19 protein-coding genes are annotated in these 20,344 nt (G+C 60.7%); 4 read left to right on the top strand and 15 right to left on the bottom strand.

Features of this window, described 5'->3' with window-relative positions:
* Window positions 1–216: 216 nt before the first annotated feature.
* Both pnp and NA8A_RS01425 read left to right on the top strand, forming a co-directional pair.
* Window positions 217–2,373, top strand: coding sequence for a polyribonucleotide nucleotidyltransferase (gene pnp, locus NA8A_RS01430; protein ID WP_009449436.1), 2,157 nt, complete (start codon window positions 217–219; stop codon window positions 2,371–2,373).
* Window positions 2,374–2,456: 83 nt separating this feature from the next.
* A complete protein-coding gene (locus NA8A_RS01425; RefSeq protein ID WP_009449435.1) occupies window positions 2,457–3,473 on the top strand; it encodes a class I SAM-dependent methyltransferase in 1,017 nt (338 codons plus the stop codon).
* Window positions 3,474–3,524: 51 nt separating this feature from the next.
* Here NA8A_RS01425 and fabI read toward each other — a convergent pair whose 3' ends face one another.
* Genes fabI through fabA form a run of 3 tightly spaced genes read right to left on the bottom strand, consistent with a single transcriptional unit; the run spans window position 3,525 to window position 6,124 of the window.
* Window positions 3,525–4,340, bottom strand: a complete 816-nt coding sequence (gene fabI, locus NA8A_RS01420; RefSeq protein WP_009449434.1) for an enoyl-ACP reductase FabI — start codon at window positions 4,338–4,340, stop codon at window positions 3,525–3,527.
* A 4-nt stretch (window positions 4,341–4,344) separates the two neighbouring features.
* Entirely contained in the window at window positions 4,345–5,565 is a 1,221-nt protein-coding gene (fabB, locus tag NA8A_RS01415) for a beta-ketoacyl-ACP synthase I (protein ID WP_009449433.1), read from the bottom strand.
* Window positions 5,566–5,611: 46 nt separating this feature from the next.
* Complete coding sequence (gene fabA, locus NA8A_RS01410) at window positions 5,612–6,124, bottom strand: 3-hydroxyacyl-[acyl-carrier-protein] dehydratase FabA (RefSeq protein ID WP_009449432.1); 513 nt, start codon at window positions 6,122–6,124, stop codon at window positions 5,612–5,614.
* A 264-nt stretch (window positions 6,125–6,388) separates the two neighbouring features.
* Here fabA and irrA point away from each other — a divergent pair, with 264 nt between their 5' ends.
* The gene (irrA, locus tag NA8A_RS01405) at window positions 6,389–6,817 is read left to right on the top strand and encodes an iron response transcriptional regulator IrrA (RefSeq protein WP_009449431.1); all 429 of its coding nucleotides are present in this window, start codon (window positions 6,389–6,391) and stop codon (window positions 6,815–6,817) included.
* 188 nt (window positions 6,818–7,005) lie between these two features.
* Here the strand turns inward: irrA and NA8A_RS01400 are convergent, their stop codons facing one another.
* Window positions 7,006–7,560, bottom strand: a complete 555-nt coding sequence (locus NA8A_RS01400; protein WP_009449430.1) for an SH3 domain-containing protein — start codon at window positions 7,558–7,560, stop codon at window positions 7,006–7,008.
* Between the two features lie 180 nt (window positions 7,561–7,740).
* On the opposite strand from NA8A_RS01400, the gene NA8A_RS01395 reads away from it, so the two are divergent.
* Window positions 7,741–8,742 carry a 2-hydroxyacid dehydrogenase gene (locus NA8A_RS01395; protein WP_009449429.1) on the top strand — a complete coding sequence of 334 codons (1,002 nt, stop codon included), beginning with the start codon at window positions 7,741–7,743 and terminating at the stop codon, window positions 8,740–8,742.
* Between the two features lie 11 nt (window positions 8,743–8,753).
* On the opposite strand, the gene NA8A_RS01390 is transcribed toward NA8A_RS01395, so the two are convergent.
* The 11 genes from NA8A_RS01390 to NA8A_RS01340 all read right to left on the bottom strand — a co-directional run bounded on the left by NA8A_RS01390 (window position 8,754) and on the right by NA8A_RS01340 (window position 20,309).
* Window positions 8,754–9,545, bottom strand: coding sequence for a molybdopterin-synthase adenylyltransferase MoeB (locus tag NA8A_RS01390; protein WP_009449428.1), 792 nt, complete (start codon window positions 9,543–9,545; stop codon window positions 8,754–8,756).
* Between the two features lie 193 nt (window positions 9,546–9,738).
* Window positions 9,739–10,902 carry a DNA replication/repair protein RecF gene (recF, locus tag NA8A_RS01385; protein WP_009449427.1) on the bottom strand — a complete coding sequence of 388 codons (1,164 nt, stop codon included), beginning with the start codon at window positions 10,900–10,902 and terminating at the stop codon, window positions 9,739–9,741.
* A gap of 17 nt (window positions 10,903–10,919) precedes the next feature.
* A complete protein-coding gene (gene dnaN / locus NA8A_RS01380; protein ID WP_009449426.1) occupies window positions 10,920–12,038 on the bottom strand; it encodes a DNA polymerase III subunit beta in 1,119 nt (372 codons plus the stop codon).
* Window positions 12,039–12,412: 374 nt separating this feature from the next.
* Window positions 12,413–13,987, bottom strand: a complete 1,575-nt coding sequence (gene dnaA, locus NA8A_RS01375) for a chromosomal replication initiator protein DnaA (RefSeq protein ID WP_009449425.1) — start codon at window positions 13,985–13,987, stop codon at window positions 12,413–12,415.
* A gap of 856 nt (window positions 13,988–14,843) precedes the next feature.
* A complete protein-coding gene (rpsT, locus tag NA8A_RS01370; RefSeq protein ID WP_009449424.1) occupies window positions 14,844–15,110 on the bottom strand; it encodes a 30S ribosomal protein S20 in 267 nt (88 codons plus the stop codon).
* Window positions 15,111–15,298: 188 nt separating this feature from the next.
* Window positions 15,299–16,072, bottom strand: coding sequence for an enoyl-CoA hydratase (locus NA8A_RS01365; protein ID WP_009449423.1), 774 nt, complete (start codon window positions 16,070–16,072; stop codon window positions 15,299–15,301).
* 159 nt (window positions 16,073–16,231) lie between these two features.
* Complete coding sequence (gene mutM / locus NA8A_RS01360; RefSeq protein WP_009449422.1) at window positions 16,232–17,122, bottom strand: bifunctional DNA-formamidopyrimidine glycosylase/DNA-(apurinic or apyrimidinic site) lyase; 891 nt, start codon at window positions 17,120–17,122, stop codon at window positions 16,232–16,234.
* On the bottom strand, window positions 17,115–18,347 hold the full coding sequence (locus NA8A_RS01355) for a phosphopentomutase (RefSeq protein WP_009449421.1): 1,233 nt from the start codon (window positions 18,345–18,347) through the stop codon (window positions 17,115–17,117). The genes mutM and NA8A_RS01355 overlap by 8 nt, the downstream gene beginning before the upstream one ends.
* 177 nt (window positions 18,348–18,524) lie before the next feature.
* Window positions 18,525–19,154 carry a TadE/TadG family type IV pilus assembly protein gene (locus tag NA8A_RS01350; RefSeq protein WP_009449420.1) on the bottom strand — a complete coding sequence of 210 codons (630 nt, stop codon included), beginning with the start codon at window positions 19,152–19,154 and terminating at the stop codon, window positions 18,525–18,527.
* Between the two features lie 29 nt (window positions 19,155–19,183).
* Entirely contained in the window at window positions 19,184–19,771 is a 588-nt protein-coding gene (locus tag NA8A_RS01345) for a TadE/TadG family type IV pilus assembly protein (RefSeq protein ID WP_009449419.1), read from the bottom strand.
* A gap of 100 nt (window positions 19,772–19,871) precedes the next feature.
* A complete protein-coding gene (locus NA8A_RS01340; RefSeq protein WP_009449418.1) occupies window positions 19,872–20,309 on the bottom strand; it encodes a pilus assembly protein N-terminal domain-containing protein in 438 nt (145 codons plus the stop codon).
* Window positions 20,310–20,344 lie beyond the last annotated feature (35 nt).

Here is a 20,344-nt window from a genome sequence, read left to right as displayed (position 1 = left end):
TGTGCCCTGTCGGGCCGACCTCATGCAAACAAGGCAGGAAAGCCGGGGCCCCGACGGACAGGTCATGGGGCAGGATTGCAGGATGCTTGCGGCCGGCGAAGGCCGGAACCCGAGCCTCCCGTTGTCTTGCCCGTGGCTCGTCCAGAAAAATGAAGCCAAGTCCGGAAGCGTGTGCAGCCAAGCGCAGCGCGCGGTTCCGGCGTAAAAGGACAAGATATGTTCAAGCACCATAAAGTCGAAATCGAATGGGGCGGTCGTCCGCTCGTTCTGGAAACCGGCAAGATCGCCCGTCAGGCCGACGGCGCCGTTCTCGCCACCTATGGTGAGACGGTCGTTCTCGCCACCGTGGTCTCCGCCAAGGAGCCCAAGCCCGGCTTCGATTTTTTCCCTCTGACCGTCAACTACCAGGAAAAGACCTTCGCGGCCGGCAAGATTCCCGGCGGCTATTTCAAGCGTGAAGGCCGCCCGAGCGAGAAGGAGACACTGGTCTCCCGCCTGATCGACCGCCCGATCCGCCCGCTCTTCGTCGACGGCTACAAGAACGACACCCAGGTCATTATCACCGTTCTGCAGCACGATCTGGAAAATGATCCGGACATCGTGTCGATGGTCGCCGCCTCCGCCGCGCTCACGCTTTCGGGCGTGCCCTTCATGGGCCCGATCGGCGCGGCCCGCGTCGGCTATATCGGCGGCGAATACATCCTCAACCCGCATGTCGACGAGATGGAAGAGACCAAGCTCGACCTCGTCGTCGCCGGTACGGGTGAAGCCGTCCTCATGGTGGAATCGGAAGCCCAGCAGCTGCCCGAGGACGTCATGCTCGGCGCCGTCATGTTCGGCCACAAGAACTTCCAGCCGGTCATCGACGCAATCATCAAGCTTGCCGAAGTGGCGGCCAAGGAGCCGCGCGATTTCTCCGCCGCCGACCTCTCCGAGCTCGAAGGCGAGATGCTGAAGGTTGTCGAGAACGACCTGCGCGATGCCTACAAGATCACCGACAAGCAGCAGCGTTACGATGCCGTTGACGCCGCCAAGGCGAAGGTGAAGGCAACCTTCCTGCCGGAAGGCGAGGAAGAGACCAAGTGGTCGACCGAGCAGGTCAACACGGTCTTCAAGAGCCTGCAGGCGAAGATCGTCCGCTGGAACATCCTCGATACCGGTAACCGCATCGATGGCCGCGACCTTTCCACCGTCCGCCCCATCGTTTCGGAAGTGGGCGTCCTGCCCCGCACGCACGGTTCGGCGCTGTTCACGCGTGGCGAAACGCAGGCGCTGGTGGTTGCCACGCTCGGTACTGGCGAGGATGAGCAGTTCATCGACTCGCTGACCGGCACCTACAAGGAATCCTTCCTCCTTCACTACAACTTCCCGCCCTACTCCGTCGGCGAGACGGGCCGCATGGGCTCGCCCGGTCGCCGCGAGATCGGCCACGGCAAGCTTGCCTGGCGCGCCATCCACCCGATGCTGCCGGCCTCCGATCAGTTCCCCTACACGCTGCGCGTCGTCTCCGAGATCACCGAGTCCAACGGCTCGTCCTCGATGGCCACCGTCTGCGGCACCTCGCTGGCGCTGATGGATGCGGGCGTGCCGCTGGCCAAGCCGGTTGCCGGTATCGCCATGGGCCTGATCAAGGAAGAGGAGCGCTTCGCAGTTCTCTCAGACATTCTGGGCGATGAGGATCACCTCGGCGACATGGACTTCAAGGTGGCCGGCACCGACGAGGGCATCACCTCGTTGCAGATGGACATCAAGATCGACGGCATCACCGAGGAGATCATGAAGATCGCTCTCGAACAGGCCAAGGGCGGTCGTCTGCATATTCTCGGCGAGATGAGCAAGGCTCTTGCGGAAAGCCGTGGCGAGCTCGGCGAATTCGCGCCGCGCATCGAGGTCATGAACATCCCGACCGACAAGATCCGCGACGTGATCGGCTCCGGCGGCAAGGTCATCCGCGAGATCGTCGAGAAGACCGGCGCCAAGATCAATATCGAGGACGACGGCACGGTGAAGATCGCCTCTTCCAATGCCAAGGAGATCGAGGCTGCGCGCAAGTGGATCCATTCCATTACGGCAGAGCCGGAAGTGGGCGAGATCTACGAGGGCACAGTCGTGAAGACCGCCGATTTCGGCGCTTTCGTGAACTTCTTCGGCCCGCGTGACGGCCTGGTCCACATCTCCCAGCTCGCATCCGAGCGCGTTGCCAAGACCACCGATGTGGTGAAGGAAGGCGACAAGGTGTTCGTGAAGCTCATGGGCTTCGACGAGCGCGGCAAGGTGCGCCTCTCCATGAAGGTCGTCGATCAGGAGACCGGCACGGAGATCGTGCAGGAAAAGAAGAAGAAGGAAGAGGCTGACGAGGACGCCGAAGGCTGACCCTTCCTCCATTTGCCCGTTTTTGTATCGGGGCCATTTCGTGCCCCCGAGCATCCCATGTGCAAAGTTCCATAGATATTCCGATGAACGATACGCCACTTCCCACCTTGCTGTTTCCCTTCGAGCGCGGCCTTGTCGAACCGCCTTCAGGACAAGACCGCGTGCTGTTCATCGGAGCGCCGGGAAGCCTGCGCCTGCCGGAAGACTTTGCCGGCCGATTGTCCATGGTGCAGGGTTTTCGCCCGGATTATCTGGCGCTTGAGCGCGCCGGGTTCGCAGTGACGCCTGAAGCAACGGGCGAGAACTACGACATGACGCTCGTGCTTTGCGGTCGACACCGGCGCGAGAACGAAGCCCGGCTGGCCGAAGCGCTCAAGCGCACGAAGGCCGGTGGTTTGATCGTTGCCGCCACGGCCAAGAAGGATGGCGGCGGTAGCCTGCGTAAACGCGTGGAGGAATTGCTCGGCATCGAGGACCACGCCTCCAAGCATCATGGCGTGGTTTTCTGGCTTCGCCGCCCGGTCGCGCCCGATGCGGCGGTTCTTGCTTCGCTTGGAGATTTCAACGGCGAGGCGGATGGCTTCGCCACCGTTGCGGGAGGTTTCTCGGACGACGGCATTGACGCCGGGTCGGCGCTTCTCGCCTCCTGCCTGCCCGAAGACCTTTCTGGAAAAATCGCCGATTTCGCCGCCGGCTGGGGTTTCCTCTCCGTAGCATCTGCCGGGCGCTGCCCGGGAATCCAGTCCGTCGATCTCTACGAGGCGCACCACGCCTCCCTGGAAGCAGCACGGCGCAACATGGCGGCGCACGCGCCACAGATGCCTGCTCGGTTCTTCTGGCACGACCTGCTCGGAGAAGAGGTATCCGAACGCTATGACGCCATTTTGATGAACCCGCCCTTTCACCGCAGCCGTGCAGCGGAACCTGACATGGGACAGCAGATGATCGTGTCGGCGGCCAGGGCGCTAAAGCCTCGCGGGAAGCTTTTTCTAGTCGCTAATCGGCCGCTGCCCTATGAGGAGATGCTTTCCAAACACTTTTCCGCGCATGGCGAATTGCTGCGCGATGGCACGTTCAAAGTGCTGTGGGCGCGGAAATAGCGACCGGCACCCTCGTGTCTCGACAAGCCTATCGCACAGGCAACAGGCGTATTAGTCCCCTGCCGCCTCGCTCATGCGCTTCAGTTCTTCCATCACAGGCATGGAAACGGTGTTGTAGCCCGAATCCACATAATGGATCTCGCCAGTGACACCGGAAGACAGGTCCGACAGAAGATAAAGCGCCGATCCGCCGATCTCGTCGATATTGACCGTGCGGCGCAGCGGCGCGTTGCGCTGCTGGTAGGAGAACATGTAGCGCGCATCGGAAATTCCAGCGCCCGCCAGCGTGCGCACCGGACCGGCCGAAATGGCGTTCACGCGGATATTGCGCGGGCCATAGTCACTCGCCAGGTAACGAACGCTGGCCTCAAGCGCCGCCTTGGCGACACCCATGACATTGTAATTCGGCATCACCCGCACGGAACCCGCATAGGTGAGCGTCAGCATCTGACCACCATCCGTCATCAGCTCGGCAGCCTTGCGGGCCACCTCGGTGAAGGAATAGCAGGAGATCACCATGGTGCGGATGAAGTTTTCGCGCGATGTGTCCGCATAGAGCCCCTTGAGCTCGTTGCGGTCGGAGAAGCCAATCGCGTGAACGATGAAATCCAGCGATCCCCATTCCTTTTTCAGTGTCTCGAAGACACTGTCGATGGATGCGGAATCTTCCACATCGCAGGGCAAAAGAAGCGAGGAGCCGACACTTTCGGCGAGTGGCTTGACGCGGCGGCCGAAAGCCTCTCCCTGATAGGTAAAGGCCAACTCGGCACCAGCATCGGCCAGCTTCCTGGCGATGCCCCAGGCGATCGAATGATCGTTTGCGACCCCCATGATGAGGCCGCGCTTCCCTTTCATCAAAGCGTCCATTTACTCAACCTGCGTAACGCTGAAACACAAGCGTGGCGTTGGTGCCGCCGAAACCGAAGGAATTGGAAAGAACCGTATCGATCTTGGCGTTGTCTATCCGTTTGCGCACAATCGGCACGCCGTCGAATTCGGGATCGAGCTCGGTGATATGAGCGCTTTCGCCAATGAAACCCGCCTGCATCATCAGGATCGAATAGATCGATTCCTGTGCGCCGGCGCCACCAAGCGAATGGCCCGTAAGCGACTTGGTGGAGGCGATGTGCGGGGCCTTGTCGCCGAAAACGGTGCGGATCGCCTCGATTTCGCGCGAATCGCCCACCGGTGTCGCCGTGCCATGCGTGTTGATGTAATCAACGTCGCCCTTCACGGTGGAGAGGGCCTGGCGCATGCAGCGCACGGCGCCTTCGCCCGAGGGGGCCACCATGTCGTAACCGTCCGAGGTCGCGCCATAGCCCGTCAGTTCGGCATAGATTTTCGCGCCGCGCGCCTTGGCGTGCTCCAGCTCTTCCAGAACCAGAACGCCCGCGCCGCCGGCGATGACGAACCCGTCGCGCGTGACGTCATAGGCGCGCGAGGCGGTGGCCGGAGTGTCGTTGTGCTTGGAAGACATGGCGCCCATCGCGTCGAACAGGTTCGACATGGTCCAGTCGAGATCTTCGTGACCGCCGGCAAACATGACGTCCTGCTTGCCCCACTGGATCATCTCGGCGGCATTGCCGATGCAGTGCGCCGACGTCGAGCAGGCCGACGAGATCGAGTAGTTCACACCGTGAATCTTGAACCAGGTGGCCAGCGTCGCCGAAGCGGTCGAGGACATGGCCTTCGGCACGGCGAACGGTCCGATGCGCTTGGGCGAGCTGTTTTTAAGCGTCGTCTGTGCGGCTTCCACGATGGTGCGGGTGGAGGGGCCGCCAGAGCCCATGATGATACCGGTGCGCTCGTTGGTGATATCGCCTTCCTCGAGGCCGGAATCGGCAATTGCCTGTTCCATCGCCACGTGGTTCCAGGCTCCACCCTTGGAGAGAAAGCGCATGGCGCGGCGATCCACCAGTTCCGTCGGATCGAGCGTCGGAGCACCCCACACCTGGCAGCGGAAGCCGTGTTCGGCGAAATCGTCCGAGAAGGAGATTCCAGACTTGGCTTCACGTAGCGAGGCCGTCACCTCGTCCGCATTGTTGCCGATCGAGGAAACGATCCCCAGGCCAGTAACGACGACGCGTCTCATATGCTCTCCTTGGGCCGGGGCTCCGGCCGCCCGTCAAGAATTGAAATTAGGCTTCCTGCTGAGCCAGACCGACCCGGAGGTCCGTCGCCTTGTAGATGGGTTCGCCATCGGCCTTGAGCCAGCCATCGGCGATGCCGAGCACCAGACGCCCTTTCATGACGCGCTTGAAATCGACGCCGTACTCGACCTTCTTGACCGTCGGCGTGACCATGCCCTTGAACTTCACCTCGCCGGTCGACAGCGCCATGCCCTTGCCCGGCAGGCCAAGCCAGCCAAGGAAAAAGCCCGTCAGCTGCCACATGGCATCAAGGCCAAGACAGCCCGGCATGACCGGATTGCCGATGAAGTGACAGGGGAAGAACCAGAGATCGGGCTTGATGTCGAGCTCGGCACGAACATAGCCCTTGCCGAACTCACCGCCCTCTTCCTGAATATCGGTGATGCGGTCGAACATCAGCATCGGCGGGGCCGGAAGCTGCGCATTGCCGGGGCCAAAAAGCTCGCCGCGGCCGCAGGCCAGAAGGTCTTCGTAGTCGTAGCTGTTCTTCGTTTGCGCCATCAATTGCCATCCCGTCGACGGCCCGGTTCGATCCGGGTCCGATTTTGATTGTCGGACCTCCCTATCACAGCTTCTTTCCCGCTGGAAACCGCAGTTGTGCGAAATTGGCCGGTCTTGAACTTTTGGCTTGCTGAAATCCGCTGCTATTGATCGCTTCCGTACGACCGAATATATGTCTGGAGGCTATGGCAGCGTCATGGCAGCAGGAAAATTTGGCCGCCGGCATGGCGGTTTGGCTTTGGATCGGACGACGGGACGGTTTCCTTGAGAACTGTACAGGACGAGACGGAAACGCCGCTGGAAGAGCGGCTGCGGGGCGCGGGCTTACGCCCGACACGCCAGCGCATCGCGCTGGGCGAGCTTCTTTTTGCCTCCGGCGACCGTCATATCTCTGCGGAATCCCTCCACGAAGAAGCGCAGGAAGCCGGATATTCCGTCTCCCTTGCCACCGTCTACAACACGCTGCACCAGTTCACCGAAGCCGGTATGCTGCGCATCGTCCAGGTGGAAGGCGCGCGCACCTATTTCGACACCAATGTGTCCGACCACCATCATTTCTTCATCGAGGATGAAAACCGCGTCTTCGATATTCCGTCCGGGCGTGTGGAGGTGAAGAACCTGCCCTCCCCGCCAGAAGGCACGGAAATCGTCAATGTCGATATTGTGGTGCGGCTGCGGCGTAAAAAGCGCTGATCGCCAGCCACGATAAGGCAGCTCCATTCGTTTTCAGATTGATACGCTAGATCGGTTCACCGTTTCCTATCTCTTTGTTTTTCCGCATTTATGCAGACGTCAAGTGATTCCACCTGACTGCAAAATGCCCCAGACAGGCGAAGTCGCCTGATCTGCTGCGCGCAGGGTTGCTGCGCAACCCGACTGCTTCAGTCCTTCAGGTTCTCACCCGGATAGGCGCCCCATACCAGGGACTGGTCGATCCAGCCCGAGTGGCCTGCGAAGTCCATCTCGCACCACGACCCGTTGCAGGCCTTGATGGAGCCGACTGTGCCGGGTTCGACCTGAACCACCGTGCGGGCTTCCTTGTCGGGGCGGGCATAGAGATCGATGGCCGCCTGCTTGCCCTTGAACCAGGGAGCGGCAATGCCCGTGCGACGTCCTGAGAGCAGTGCCTGATTGATCCAGCCTTCTGCACCATCCGCATCCCGCACGCGGCGCCAGTTGTCATATTCCTGGATGATTTCCATCGGCAGGCCGGACTTCATGTAGCGCCAGTTGATGGCATAGCTCAGTCCGGGGCCGATGCGCATATTGACGCGGCTGGACTTGAGACTGACGAAACGCGGCAGCGGCAATCCGCTCGGGCCAGTCTTCACGCTCGGTTCGGTGTTTGCCTCGGCGTGCGTGGCGGCGGGTGCGGCAACGGCTACTGCAATGGCGAAAGCGGCTAACAATGAACGCATAGGCGCAAAGGCCGGCATCGTCGAACTCCCGGAAACCCTGTGTCTGTGGTGGGGACCTCGTCCCCAATCCTTTTGCCCAGCCCTTTTTCTTTGTCTTGGCCGGTCCCACTTGATAGAGAAAGGACGGCCCGGCTCGGCATTGCAGTGTCGCGCGTCTTGGTTAAAGAGGTATCAACAGGGCGTTATTTCGGAGAACCCATGACCGTCAGGAAGAAACCTCTCGTCGTCATAACCCGCAAGCTGCCGGACCAGGTCGAAACCCGCATGCGCGAATTGTTCGACGCAAAGCTGAACGTCGACGACAAGCCGATGACGCAGCCTGAACTCGTGGCTGCGATGAAGGAAGCCGACGTTCTGGTGCCCACCATTACCGACCGCATCGATGCCGCGCTGATCGCACAAGCCGGCGAAAAGCTGAAGCTGATCGCCAATTTCGGCAATGGCGTCGACAATATCGATGTGGCAGCGGCCGCCAAGAAAGGCATCGCCGTCACAAATACGCCGAATGTGCTCAACGAGGACACGGCTGACATGACCATGGCCCTCATCCTTGCCGTGCCACGCCGGCTGACGGAGGGCGCGGAGCTTCTGAAAAGCGGCGGCAAATGGGCCGGCTGGTCGCCCACATGGATGCTCGGGCGCCGCATCTGGGGCAAACGGCTTGGCATTGTGGGCATGGGGCGTATCGGCACGGCTGTTGCCCGGCGCGCCAAGGCTTTCGGGCTGTCGATCCACTATCACAATCGAAAACGCGTTGCGCCGGCTATCGAGGACGAGTTGGAAGCCACCTATTGGGACAGTCTCGACCAGATGCTCGCGCGCATGGATATCATTTCCGTCAACTGCCCTTCGACGCCGGCAACTTTCCATCTTCTGTCGGCCCGTCGTCTGGAGCTGATGCAGCCGCGCTCCTACCTCGTCAACACGGCGCGCGGGGACGTGGTCGACGAGGAAGCACTTATCCGGCTCATCGATGAAGGAAAACTCGCGGGCGCCGGGCTCGACGTGTTCGAGCACGAGCCTTCCATGAACCCAAAGCTTCAAAAGCTCGCCAAGGCAAACAAGATCGTGATCCTGCCGCATATGGGCTCGGCGACGATCGAAGGCCGCATCGACATGGGCGAGAAGGTGATCATCAACATCCGCACCTTCTTCGACGGCCATCGGCCGCCGGACCGCGTGCTGCCCCGCACGGTTTGACGGCAGGTTAATTAGCCGGTTTTTTCGAGCGCTCCCGCTTGCCGGCGCGTCCGGTAATTGATGGTCTGGAACCGGGCGGCCAGCCCATCGTAGAGAAGCAGCCGACCGATCAGCGGCTCGCCCGTGCCGGTCACGAGCTTGATGACTTCCATGGCCTGCAGCGTGCCCATGACGCCGGCAAGGGCGCCGACGATGCCGGCTTCCGCACAGCTTGGCACGAGGCCCGGTGGCGGCGGCTCAGGGAAAAGATCGCGATAGCCGGGAAACGGCGTTCCCTCCGCGTCGCACTCATAAGGCTTGAGGACCGTCAACGATCCATCGAAACGACCGATGGCCGCCGTCACCAGAGGACGGCCGACTGCCGCGCAGGTATCGGCAAGCAGGTAGCGCGTGGAAAAATTGTCCGACCCATCCACCACCATATCGTAGCCGGCGATAAGGCTTGCGGCTTCGGCCTCGCCGAGGCGCATAACGTGTTGCTCAACCTGAACATGCGGGTTGATGCGCCCAATGGCGTGAGCTGCGCTCTCGACCTTCGGCAGGCCTACACTCTCGGTATCGTGAATGACCTGGCGCTGAAGATTGGAGAGCGAGACGGTATCGTCATCGACGATGCCAAGCGTGCCGATGCCGGCTGCGGCGAGATAATGAAGCACTGGCGCACCGAGCCCGCCGGCGCCGATTACGAGCACCCGTGCACGCTTGAGCTTCTGCTGGCCGGCGCCGCCAATTTCCGGCAGCACGATGTGGCGTGCATAACGCTCCAGTTCCTGGTCGTTCAGGGCGGTTTCGTTCTGTGTCATAACGATACCGGATCGTTTTCCTTTGCAGGAAGGCTGCAATCCGTCCTCTGGTTTCTGGAACGGTTCATCGTTTCATGGAAACGCCGAACCCGCTCCATCGTCTTGCTTTTGTGCGGTTGTGCGAACCCCTGACGAATTCTTCCAATGTCCGCAAAGTCTCTTCGAGGCATCCTATCGCGCGCAGGATGCCGTGTCAGCGAGGCAGAATGGCTCCAGCCGATACGGAGAGGAATTGTGCCCGCCCTTCCAGCGCGCTGAAAAGCGATATCTCCGTGCCGGTCATGAAGGCCTGGCAGTTCAGCTCCTCGAGGATGGAGAAGAGCGCAGCGCGGCGGTCCGGGTCGAAATGGGCGGAAATCTCATCGAGCAGGAGGACCGGCGCCGATCCCGACAGCTCACCGGTCAAACGCGCATGGGCAAGGATCAGTCCCACGAGCAGCGCCTTCTGCTCACCCGTCGAGCATCGTGCCGCCGGCATATCCTTCGGCGCATGGCGCACCAGGAGATCGCTGCGATGCGGCCCTTCAAGAGTGCGCCCGGCCGCCCGGTCGCGATAACGCAGATCGCGCAGGAGCGCGCGGAACATCTCCTCCACATCCACTGCCGGCCCATTTCCGACCGCCTCGTCGATGGTGCCTTCAAGGGCGATTTCAGCCTTGGGAAACGGGCCTGTTTCCGGCAGGCGTTCGTTCATCGCCGCAATCAGACGCACCATCTCTGCGCGGGCTGCGGCAATCGCCACGCCGGTTTCGGCCATCTGCGTCTCGATGGCATCGAACCAGGCAGCATCGCGGGAATCCTCCGACAAAAGCCTGTTGCGGGCCCGCATGGCTTTTTCATAATCGAGCGCACGACGTCCATGGGCGGGGTCGATGGCAAGCACCAGCCGGTCGAGGAACCGGCGTCGATCACCGGCAGGCCCGGTGAAGAGCGCATCCATGGACGGGGTAACCCAGAGAACGCGCAGCCATTCCAGCATAGCGTCGGCGGAGCGCGCGGTCTCACCATTGATGCGCACGCGCCTGCCCGCCCCTTCGGCGACGGTTGCGCCTGCCGTGCCCGTGCCGATCTCGCAATCGCCGAACGCTCCTTCGAGCCGGGCATGAACGGCAAAACCATTGTCAGCCCCCTGGCGGGCGACATCCTCCAGCGTGGCACGGCGAAGGCCGCGTCCCGGTGAAAGGAAGGACACTGCCTCCAGAAGGTTGGTCTTGCCGGCACCGTTTTCGCCGGTAAGCACCACCGCACCCGGCTGCAAATCCAGCGACAAGGCGCGATAGTTGCGAAAATCGCTCAGGCTGAGCCTTGCGACATGAACCTGGGCGGCACGCCCCTTACCGGCATCTTGTTCGGCCAAGGTCTTTCCAAGGGCGCCTACACGCGCATCGGCATGAGAACGTAGAGCGCGCTCTTGTCGCCCTCATCCTGGATGAGGGTGGGCGAACCGGCATCGGCCAGAAGGAAACGGGCGCTTTCGCTGGAAAGCTGCGCCGCAACATCCAGCAGATAGCGCGCGTTGAAGCCGATCTCGATGGGATCGGCGCTGTAATCGGCGGCGATCTCTTCGGTGGCGCTGCCGGAATCGGGATTGTTGACCGTCAACGTCACCTGCCCCTCGGCGATGGCGAGCTTCACGGCACGGCCACGCTCGGAGGAGATGGTGGATACGCGATCCACTGCCGCGGCAAAGCTCTGCCGGTCGATGAGCAGCACCTTGTCGTTTCCGGTCGGGATGACGCGCTGATAGTCCGGGAAGGTGCCGTCGATCAGCTTCGAGGTCAGGATCACGCTGCCAATGGTGAAGCGGATCTTCGTGTCGGAGAGCTCCACGGTGACGGCGACATCGGGATCGTCGACCAGCTTCTGAAGCTCGCCAACCGTCTTGCGTGGGATGATGATACCTGGCATGCCCTCAGAACCTGCCGGCGCCTCCATTTCGGCACGGGCAAGGCGATGACCGTCCGTCGCCACCGAGCGCAGCTTGAGCGCGCCATCCGCCTCTATGGTGTGGAGGAAGATACCGTTCAGATAATAGCGCGTCTCCTCGGTGGAGATGGCGAACTGGGTCTTCTCGATGAGGTTCTTCAGAGCCTCGGATTCCAGGCGGAAGATGTGCGAGAAATTGCCGGCTGACAGTTCCGGAAAATCGGACTGGGGCAGGCACTGCAGACGGAAGCTCGAACGCCCCGAAACCACCGACATGGCGTTGCCGCTTTCATCGGTCTTCAACATCACCTCAGCGCCGTCGGGCAGCTTGCGGACGATGTCGTAAAGCAAATGGGCCGGCACCGTGGTGGCGCCCGCCTGCTCGATGCTCGCGCCCGCAGCCTCGGTAACCTCGAGGTCCAGATCGGTCGCCTTCATCTGAAGACTGCCACCATCCGCATTCAGCAGGACGTTGGACAGGATCGGGATCGTGTTGCGCCTCTCCACCACGCGATGAACGTGATTCAGCGATTTGAGGAGAGTGGAGCGTTCGAGGATAACACGCATGACCGATAAACTCGCTTGAATGAAAAGACGCCTAGCGGACATGTGCCATGCCGCGCGCAGCCATGAACAGGCTTGAATCCCAGCAAACTGACAGGAAATCAAGGGGAAACGCAAGCCCGCGCGGCTTCAGCGGCTTCTGCATTCAGGCTTTTTGGGGAAAACGACAAAGCTTGCCGCAAAAAGCGAGGCGTACGGAGTGCGAAGCGCGCAAACTGCGCCTTGCACTCCGCACGCCAGGGCGGGCCGCCTCCCCCTCCGAGCTCGACCCGCAGCAAACCTTTCCGCGTTCAGCCAGACGTCAGGTGAGATCGCCTGACCGGAAAACGCGCTTATCGGGAAACGCCCGCCGCACGGAGGCGCGGCGGGCAAAACCATCAGGCCTGATCGCTGATGAGGCGCTTCAGAAGCTCGATCTCCTGGGCAAGCTGCCGGTCGCCATCAGTCAACCCCTCGATCTTGCGCACGGCATGCAGAACCGTGGTGTGATCGCGCCCGCCGAAACGACGGCCGATCTCCGGCAGGGAACGCGGTGTCATGACCTTCGAAAGATACATGGCGACCTGACGCGGCTTGACGATGGTGCGCGTGCGTCGATTGGACAGGAGCTCGGTCTTCGACACGTTGTAATGCCGTGCGACGATGCGCTGAATATCCTCGATGCGAACGCGCTTCGGCTCGCCGGCGCGGCACACATGGCCCAGAATTTCATCGACTCGGTCGATGGTGATCTGCGGCTCGAAGGAGTGACGGAAGAGAAGCTGATTGAAGGCGCCCTCCAGTTCACGCCCGCTGCCGGTGACGGAGCGCGCCACATGCACCAGAATCTCCTCGGGAATATCGAGCGAGGCGTCTTCTGCCTGCGCGGCTGCGAGACGCTGCTTGAGGATCGACAAACGCATGGAGAAATCCGGCGCGCCGATTTCCAGCGAGACGCCGCCGTTGAGACGGGACTTCACCCGCGGCTCGAGCGACTCCAGCTCGGAAGGCGGTCGGTCTGCCGCCACCACCACCTGACGCGCGCTGTCCAGCAGCATGTTCAGGAGATGGCAGAACTCGTTCTGGATCGACTTACCCTGCAGGAACTGCATGTCGTCGATGATCAGAAGATCGATATCGCGCAACTGCTCCTTGAGGGTGAGCGCATTGTTGTCACGGATCGCGGTGGCGAAACGCCACATGAAATATTCGGCCGTCAGATAGACGACACGGGCCTGCGGCTTGCGACGGAGCGATTCCGCAGCGATCGCCTGCAGCATATGCGTCTTGCCGAGACCGACGGAGGCATGCAGGAAAAGCGGATTGAACCGGATCGCATTGGAATCCGATTCGGCGACCGTACGCGCCGCAGCGCTAGCCACCCGGTTCGACGGCCCCTCGATGAGGGAATCGAACGTGTAGCGGCTATCGAGCGGCGAGCCGAGCACATTGGCGCGACCATCGGCTTCCGCCGCCTGCACGGCGCTGCCGCGCGGCCCGTGGCTGGCGGAAAGCGTGCCGCTTGCCAATGCCGTCTGCGGGCGGGCTGCAACCTTGCGGGCAACCGCAGGCTTGGTTTCCTGAGCCACACGCACATTGCGGGTCGCGGTGCGAACCACGATCTCGACCTTGAGCGTCTCAGGCTCTTCCTGTTTCCAGAGTTCGGAAATCAGATCGAGATAATGGCCGTTGATCCAGGATCGCAGGAAGGCCGTGGGCACGGAAATCCGTACACACCCCTTGGAAGCTTCCGTCAGCTTCATACGTCCGAACCAGCTGGAATAGACCTCACTGCCGAGGCGTGCGCGCAACTGCGCCTTCACCCTGTCAAACACAACCTCGGAGGGACCGGATTTCTCGGTGACCTTTTCAGTGTCGGCCTCACCCTTTTCAATGGCTTCCTGGTGAGACAGTTGCTCTTGAAAAGAAAATCCCCCCTTAACTTCCCTTTCGGCGCCGCTTTGCATTCTCATGTCCCTGTTTTTCAATGTCTGGTTTTTACCGGCCGGAGCCTTTCGACGCGCTCGTCGCAACAACTCACGCGGCCGACCGGTGTCCCTTATTGATTGGCATCGTTGATCGTAGCCAACGACCTAAACTTTCAATTTCCTGCTCCTTCACCAGCTGAGCCCCCGCCCGCTTTTTTGCACATAACCCCCTCAACCGCCAGTTGCTTACCGGCAGTGACCAACCTTCCGAACTCTGTGGTCCCCATGACGCCTGAAGCGCCTTTATCAACCCCGGCAGCGAAACCGGAAGTGGCCTGTACGAGAGCGCAAAGAGTCCCCTCGCGCAGAATGAATCCGCGCCGCAAAAACTGCCAATTTCGGCTAAAGCTTGAAGGCTCTGGCTGCCTCTCTCGATGTCCAGACATTACCGAAATCCCGCCGGAAAGAGCAAGAGCGCGCGGTCCGGTTTTTTCGCGAATCCGGCCTTGCCTTTGCCTGCGGAATCGGACTCCGCAAAAGGGGAGGTGAATAAGTCTTTTGGATTCCAACGCCTTTTCCAAATCCAGCCCTTGACGGGCACGTTTGAAAAAAAATCGAAAAAAAGAACTTGACATTTATGGCAGCCGAGAGGTCCAGGGATGACGTGGACAAGCTGTGGATAAACTTCCACAACGCCATGATATAGCTAAGCTATTCGGTTTGGATAACAAAACATGAAGGTCACAATGTGACAGCTGCCGGGCTGAATTTGAGCGATCAGCGCCGGCAAACAAAAAAAGGCCGGCGCCGCACACGGATCGCGTGCAGACTGCCAACCTGTTGGAGCACAAAGAAAAACCCGGCGTTTACCACCGGGTTTCTCATAGCAATTTTAGGAAGATCAGGCGCCGACGGCCTTCACGCGCTGCGCGAGGCGAGACACCTTGCGGGAAGCGGTGTTGCGGTGCAGGACACCCTTCGTGGCCGCACGCATCAGCTCCGGCTGCGCTGCGCGGAAAGCCGTCTCGGCCGCAGCCTTGTCGCCGGAAGCGATTGCTTCCTCGACCTTGCGGACGAAATTGCGCACGCGCGAGCGGCGGCTCTTGTTCACCGCGGTACGGCGAGCAATCTTGCGCACCGCCTTCTTGGCCGAAGTCGTGTTGGCCATGTGACCTCTCTTGTTTCTACGTTCACGCCGCGAATTCAGTGGATCGCCGGCTCAAAATAAAAAGGGGCAGCCACGGGCCACCACAGTCGTGGCGGCTTATAGTGTAGCTTTTCCCACACGTCAACGCCTGAGACCCTCGAACCAGGCAGCGAGGCGCAAGAAAACGCCCCGCACAACAACCAATCGCCTTAGCGGTTCTTGAAATTCGCCGAGCGCTTCTCGGTAAAGGCCGCCATTCCTTCCTTGCGGTCGTCCAGCGCGAACATGGAATCGAAAACGCGTCTCTCGAACCGCAGCCCTTCGGTAAGGGTCGTTTCATAGGACCGATTGACCGCCTCCTTGGCCATCATCACCGCAGGCAGGGAGAATTCGGCAATTGTGGTCGCCGCCTTCAACGCTTCCTCGATCAGTTCGCCAGGGGGCACCACGCGCGAGACCAGGCCTGAGCGCTCAGCTTCGGCAGCATCCATCATACGACCGGTAAGACACATATCCATCGCCTTGGACTTGCCCACGAAGCGGGTCAGCCGCTGCGAACCACCCATGCCCGGAATAATGCCAAGGGTGATCTCCGGCTGACCGAACTTGGCGTTCTCGGCAGCAATGATGAAGTCGCACATCATGGCAAGCTCGCAACCGCCACCGAGCGCATAACCCGCCACTGCCGCGATAACCGGCTTGCGCACGCGCACCAACCCGTCCCAACCGGAGAAGATGTCCTCCATATAGGCGTCGATAAAAGTCTTGGGCAGCATTTCCTTGATGTCTGCACCGGCCGCGAACGCCTTTTCGGATCCGGTGATGACGATGGCGCCAATGCGGGGGTTCTCGTCAAACGCCTGAGCGGCAGCGACGACTTCTTCCATCACGAGTGCATTCAAGGCGTTCAAGGCCTTGGGGCGATTGAGCGTGATCAGCCCTACCCGCTCGCGCGTCTCCACCAGGATCGTTTCATATGCCATAGCCTGTTCCTCTCTCCTATGCGACGCCAGACGATGCCGTCTGGCTGCAAAATGCCGGTCTCTTTGCATTTGTGCGACGCCAAGCGTGCCGCTTGGCTGCAAAATGCTGGTCTCTCCGCATTTGTGCGACGCCAAGCGTGCCGCTTGGCTGCAAAATGCTCAACGCTGACAGGACGGACAATAAAAGGTCGACCGGCCTGCCTGAACGATACGCTGCACCGTTCCTCCACATCCCTCCCGGCGGCACGGCTGTCCCTCCCGGTCATAGACATTGAACGTATGCTGAAAATAGCCCAGAGACCCGTCGGCCTGCACGTAATCCTTTAGTGAAGACCCGCCGGCAGCGATGGCTTCGGCGATCACGGAACGAATGGCCTCCGCCAACAGCAGAGCCCGCTTTGAAACGCCCCGCTCCGCAACGATGGTGCGCGCAGCCCGCTTCGGCGATAAGCCTGCTCGCCATAAAGCTTCGCAGACATAGATATTGCCAAGACCGGCCACCAGCCGCTGATCCATCAATGCGGATTTGAGCGGCGTGTTGCGCCCCTTCAGAAGCTCAGAAAGATGCGCGCCGTCGAGAACATTTCCGGTCGGCTCCACACCAAGCCCTGAAAGCAGAGGGTGGCTATCCAGCGTGCCCTCATCATGCAGAAGCATGAAACCAAAGCGGCGCGGATCGTTGTAAATCACGCGCAACGCAGAACCGTCTGCGCCTTCGAGATGAAAGATGGCGTGATCGTGCTTTTCGGCCTTGGAACGCTCGTGGTGAAAATCCCCCGGCGTCTCGGTGCCCCCTTCACGCTCGATGCGGAAAGAGCCAGACATGCCCAGATGACAAATCACGGCATCCGCCGTCTCGATGTGCATCAAAAGATATTTGGCCCGGCGCCCGAGCGCGATGATCCTGCGGTTTTCCAGCCGCTTTGCGAAATCCTCGGGAAACGGGAAACGCAGGTTGGGGCGACGCAATTCGACACTGCGTATCCGGGCCCCCTCCATGACCGGCTGCAGGCCGCGCCGGACCGTCTCGACCTCCGGCAGTTCAGGCATCGGGTGCCAGTCCACCGAGGAAGGATATGCCATGCGGCCCGCGCGGAATCCCGAGATGTTCGGCAACCGTCTCGCCCATATCGGCAAAGGTGCGACGCAGGCCAACCGATCCGCCTCGCAAGCCGGGCGCCATGCCCACCACCGGCACGCATTCGCGCGTATGGTCGGAACCGCTCCAGGTTGGATCGCAACCGTGATCCGCAGTCAGGACCAACATGTCGCCTTCCTGCAGAAGCGTCAGCGCCTCCGGCAGCTTGCGATCAAAAGCCTCCAGCGCGGCAGCATAGCCCGGCACATCGCGCCGGTGGCCATAAAGAGAATCGAAGTCAACGAAATTGGCGAACACCAGGTCACCGTCCCGCGCCTCTCTCATCGCCTTCAGGCTTGCCTCGAACAGCGCCATATTCCCAGCTGCCTTGCGTACTTCGCTGACGCCCTGATGCGCGAAAATATCACCGATCTTGCCTATGCCGAAAACACGTCCGCCTGCCGCCTCCACACGGTCGAGCAGGGTCGGCTCGGGTGGGGGAACCGCATAGTCGCGACGGTTGGCGGTCCGCTCGAAGTTTTCTGCGCTTTCGCCAAGGAAAGGACGGGCGATGACCCGGCCGATATTCAGCGGATCGACCAGAACACGCACCAGTTCACAAAGCTGATAGAGCCGTTCCAGGCCAAAATGTTCCTCGTGGGCGGCAATCTGAAAGACGGAATCGGCGGAGGTGTAGCAGATGGGCTTGCCTGTGCGGATATGCTCCTCGCCAAGACGGGCTATGATCTCGGTTCCCGAGGCATGGCAATTTCCCAGAATTCCGGGCAGCGCCGCTTTCTCGACAATCGCGTCGGTCAGGCTCCTGGGAAAGGTCGGCTCGGTTTCGGGAAAATATCCCCAGTCGAAAGGCACCGGAACGCCGGCGATTTCCCAATGACCGGAAGGCGTGTCCTTTCCGCGCGAGGTCTCGCAGGCCGCTCCATAGAATCCCGTCGCGGACGGCAGATGCGCAACATCGTGCCCGGCAGCGATCGCCGCAGCATGGGATAGCCCGAGCGCACGCAAGTGCGGCAGAAGCAACGGTCCCTGGCGCAAACCCGGACGGTCGCCCCTGCCTTCCGCACAGGCCTGTGCAATATGGCCGAATGTGTCGGCCCCCTCGTTTGCAAAAGCTGCCGCATCGGGTGCATGGCCGATGCCAAAGGAATCAAGAACGAAGAGAAATGCGCGCGCCATGGGACCCAGACAGTATTTCGAGATGTCAGGTCAGACATAGAGCATTTTGCCACCGGGTGGAATGAGTGGAATGGCCGCGCAACGTCAGAACGCCATGGGTTGGTCTTCACCCATGGCGTTCCGTCTCACTGCGTTTTCACATTCAACCGTCAGGCAAAGCCGCCTGATGGTTGAATGCTAGCAATCCGTGCAGGCGATGCTGTTGTTCATGCGAGGCCGCAGAAAATAGCTTTCGCTCATTTTCAGGTTCTGCAACCCGGTCATGGCCATCAGGCCCATGCCTTCCTTACCTTCCGAAGAATAGGTGAGGATGGGCTTGTAGCCGATATCCGCCGTCGCACGGATGTAAAACGCGCCGGGGATCCGGAGATCTTCCGGAATGGTGGTGATGCTCCCGGCGGCCAGGGCGTTCCCCGCAGTGCCGGCCACCATCTTGCGCGACCAGACGACCTTGACCTTGGGCGTAGGCTCGTTGGTCACCTCGATTGCCGTGATGACCACTTCCGGCTGCGAGCGGTTATAGGGCACGAGCAACGCACCGCCGATCTTCATGATCGCGTCGATCTCGTTCTTGGTGATGGATGGCTGCTGGGCGACCAGATCCCCGACCATGCTGCCAATGCGCGCGACCTTCTTGTTGGTGTCGATGGCCTGGGCGAATTCGAGCGTCAGAAAATAAAGCCCGAACAGGATTGGCGCCACGATGACGAATTCGATAGCGGCAACGCCACGGCGGTCACTCATGAAACGGCGCAGGGTCGAGAAGATCCCCTTTTCACCCGCCGGCAAGATTGAAATGTTCTTCATCGTTCTTGTTCCTGAAACAACGGGCTTTGTCAGAAGGGTTCGTTCTGCCAGGTGGCGGCGGAAAAGAGCAGCATCTTGCCATCAGGCAGGTTCTGGCCGAGGCGATTGGTGATGATCGGCCAGCGATAATAGACCCGCAGCATGTTCTTCGTCAGCGCAGGCCCGAGGTCGACCTTGGGCTGCAGGGCGGACAAGGAGCTGGAACTGGCTGTGTTGGCGGCCTCCTCGAAGGTCGCGAACTGGCGTAGATCAACGGTCAGGCCGGGGCATTCATCCGACACCATGATGGAGATGCGATCGCAGACCATCTTGCGCAACGCCGTTTCATTGAGATTGCTGGCAGCAGTGATCTGTCCTGTCCGGAACTGACGGGCCACATCATCGGTGGCGTTTGAAATCAATTCCTGGGCAGCGAAGGCGATGCAAGTCTCGATGATCGCGCAGACCAACAGAAAGAACGGCATGGCAAGAAGTGCGAACTCGATAGCCGTGACGCCATCGCGGTTCTTGATGAAATGTCTGAAGATGCGTCTCTCGCGGCGATTTCCAATCGCCGAATCTTCGCCCCGAACGCCCATAATCGCTTCCCGCAAGGTGTTGAACTCTGGCTCAACCATAGCGGGTTCCGGTTGCAGTCCGGTTTTTTGATATGCTCAAAAATTACATCGGACGGCAAGCACTCGGTAACCAAGCCAATCGCGCGGATGCGCAGAGGGCCTACTGGTTCGCGTTCATTTCCGTTTCGGAGGTGCGCTCGGCATCGGTCTTGTAGGCGCTTTCACAATAAGGCGTGCAGGAAAGCGTCTGGATGTTCGCCCGGCGATAAATGCGAACCGACTGGACCGCCTGGCGGCTCACCGTGACCTGCTCATCGACAATCGGCTGCCCTTCAAGATCGAGAACCACCATATTGGTGACGCCGAAACCCTTGCCCGTCAGAACGATGGTGGTTGCATCCTGAACCGCCGCATCGGCGATTTCGGGATTGCCGATCACGATCGTATCGGCAGGCCGTGAAAGCTTGACGATCTTCGCCTGGTTCATCACCACCTCGATACCGACATCCGCGAGGGTAACGGTGGGCATGGCGAGCAGGCTCGCAGCGAAAGCTGCGACACGAAACATTCCGCGCGTGTGAAAAAAAGCGTGGCCCATTGCCCGGCTCCCCAGTTCAAGCTGAAGAGACTATG

The organism is Nitratireductor indicus C115, from assembly GCF_000300515.1.
Taxonomy (GTDB): domain Bacteria; phylum Pseudomonadota; class Alphaproteobacteria; order Rhizobiales; family Rhizobiaceae; genus Nitratireductor; species Nitratireductor indicus.
This window is presented reverse-complemented; position numbering and strand designations above follow the sequence as displayed.

Coding starts and splice junctions, on each gene's coding strand:
- NA8A_RS01345 (WP_009449419.1), bottom strand. CDS start 19,771: ATGGTTGAGCCAGAGTTCAACACCTTGCGGGAAGCGATTATGGGCGTT.
- NA8A_RS01395 (WP_009449429.1), top strand. CDS start 7,741: ATGACCGTCAGGAAGAAACCTCTCGTCGTCATAACCCGCAAGCTGCCG.
- dnaN (WP_009449426.1), bottom strand. CDS start 12,038: ATGCGTGTTATCCTCGAACGCTCCACTCTCCTCAAATCGCTGAATCAC.
- dnaA (WP_009449425.1), bottom strand. CDS start 13,987: ATGAGAATGCAAAGCGGCGCCGAAAGGGAAGTTAAGGGGGGATTTTCT.
- mutM (WP_009449422.1), bottom strand. CDS start 17,122: ATGCCTGAACTGCCGGAGGTCGAGACGGTCCGGCGCGGCCTGCAGCCG.
- pnp (WP_009449436.1), top strand. CDS start 217: ATGTTCAAGCACCATAAAGTCGAAATCGAATGGGGCGGTCGTCCGCTC.
- NA8A_RS01365 (WP_009449423.1), bottom strand. CDS start 16,072: ATGGCATATGAAACGATCCTGGTGGAGACGCGCGAGCGGGTAGGGCTG.
- NA8A_RS01355 (WP_009449421.1), bottom strand. CDS start 18,347: ATGGCGCGCGCATTTCTCTTCGTTCTTGATTCCTTTGGCATCGGCCAT.
- fabI (WP_009449434.1), bottom strand. CDS start 4,340: ATGGACGCTTTGATGAAAGGGAAGCGCGGCCTCATCATGGGGGTCGCA.
- NA8A_RS01400 (WP_009449430.1), bottom strand. CDS start 7,560: ATGCCGGCCTTTGCGCCTATGCGTTCATTGTTAGCCGCTTTCGCCATT.
- fabA (WP_009449432.1), bottom strand. CDS start 6,124: ATGGCGCAAACGAAGAACAGCTACGACTACGAAGACCTTCTGGCCTGC.
- NA8A_RS01425 (WP_009449435.1), top strand. CDS start 2,457: ATGAACGATACGCCACTTCCCACCTTGCTGTTTCCCTTCGAGCGCGGC.
- fabB (WP_009449433.1), bottom strand. CDS start 5,565: ATGAGACGCGTCGTCGTTACTGGCCTGGGGATCGTTTCCTCGATCGGC.
- NA8A_RS01350 (WP_009449420.1), bottom strand. CDS start 19,154: ATGAAGAACATTTCAATCTTGCCGGCGGGTGAAAAGGGGATCTTCTCG.
- NA8A_RS01340 (WP_009449418.1), bottom strand. CDS start 20,309: ATGGGCCACGCTTTTTTTCACACGCGCGGAATGTTTCGTGTCGCAGCT.
- rpsT (WP_009449424.1), bottom strand. CDS start 15,110: ATGGCCAACACGACTTCGGCCAAGAAGGCGGTGCGCAAGATTGCTCGC.
- NA8A_RS01390 (WP_009449428.1), bottom strand. CDS start 9,545: ATGACACAGAACGAAACCGCCCTGAACGACCAGGAACTGGAGCGTTAT.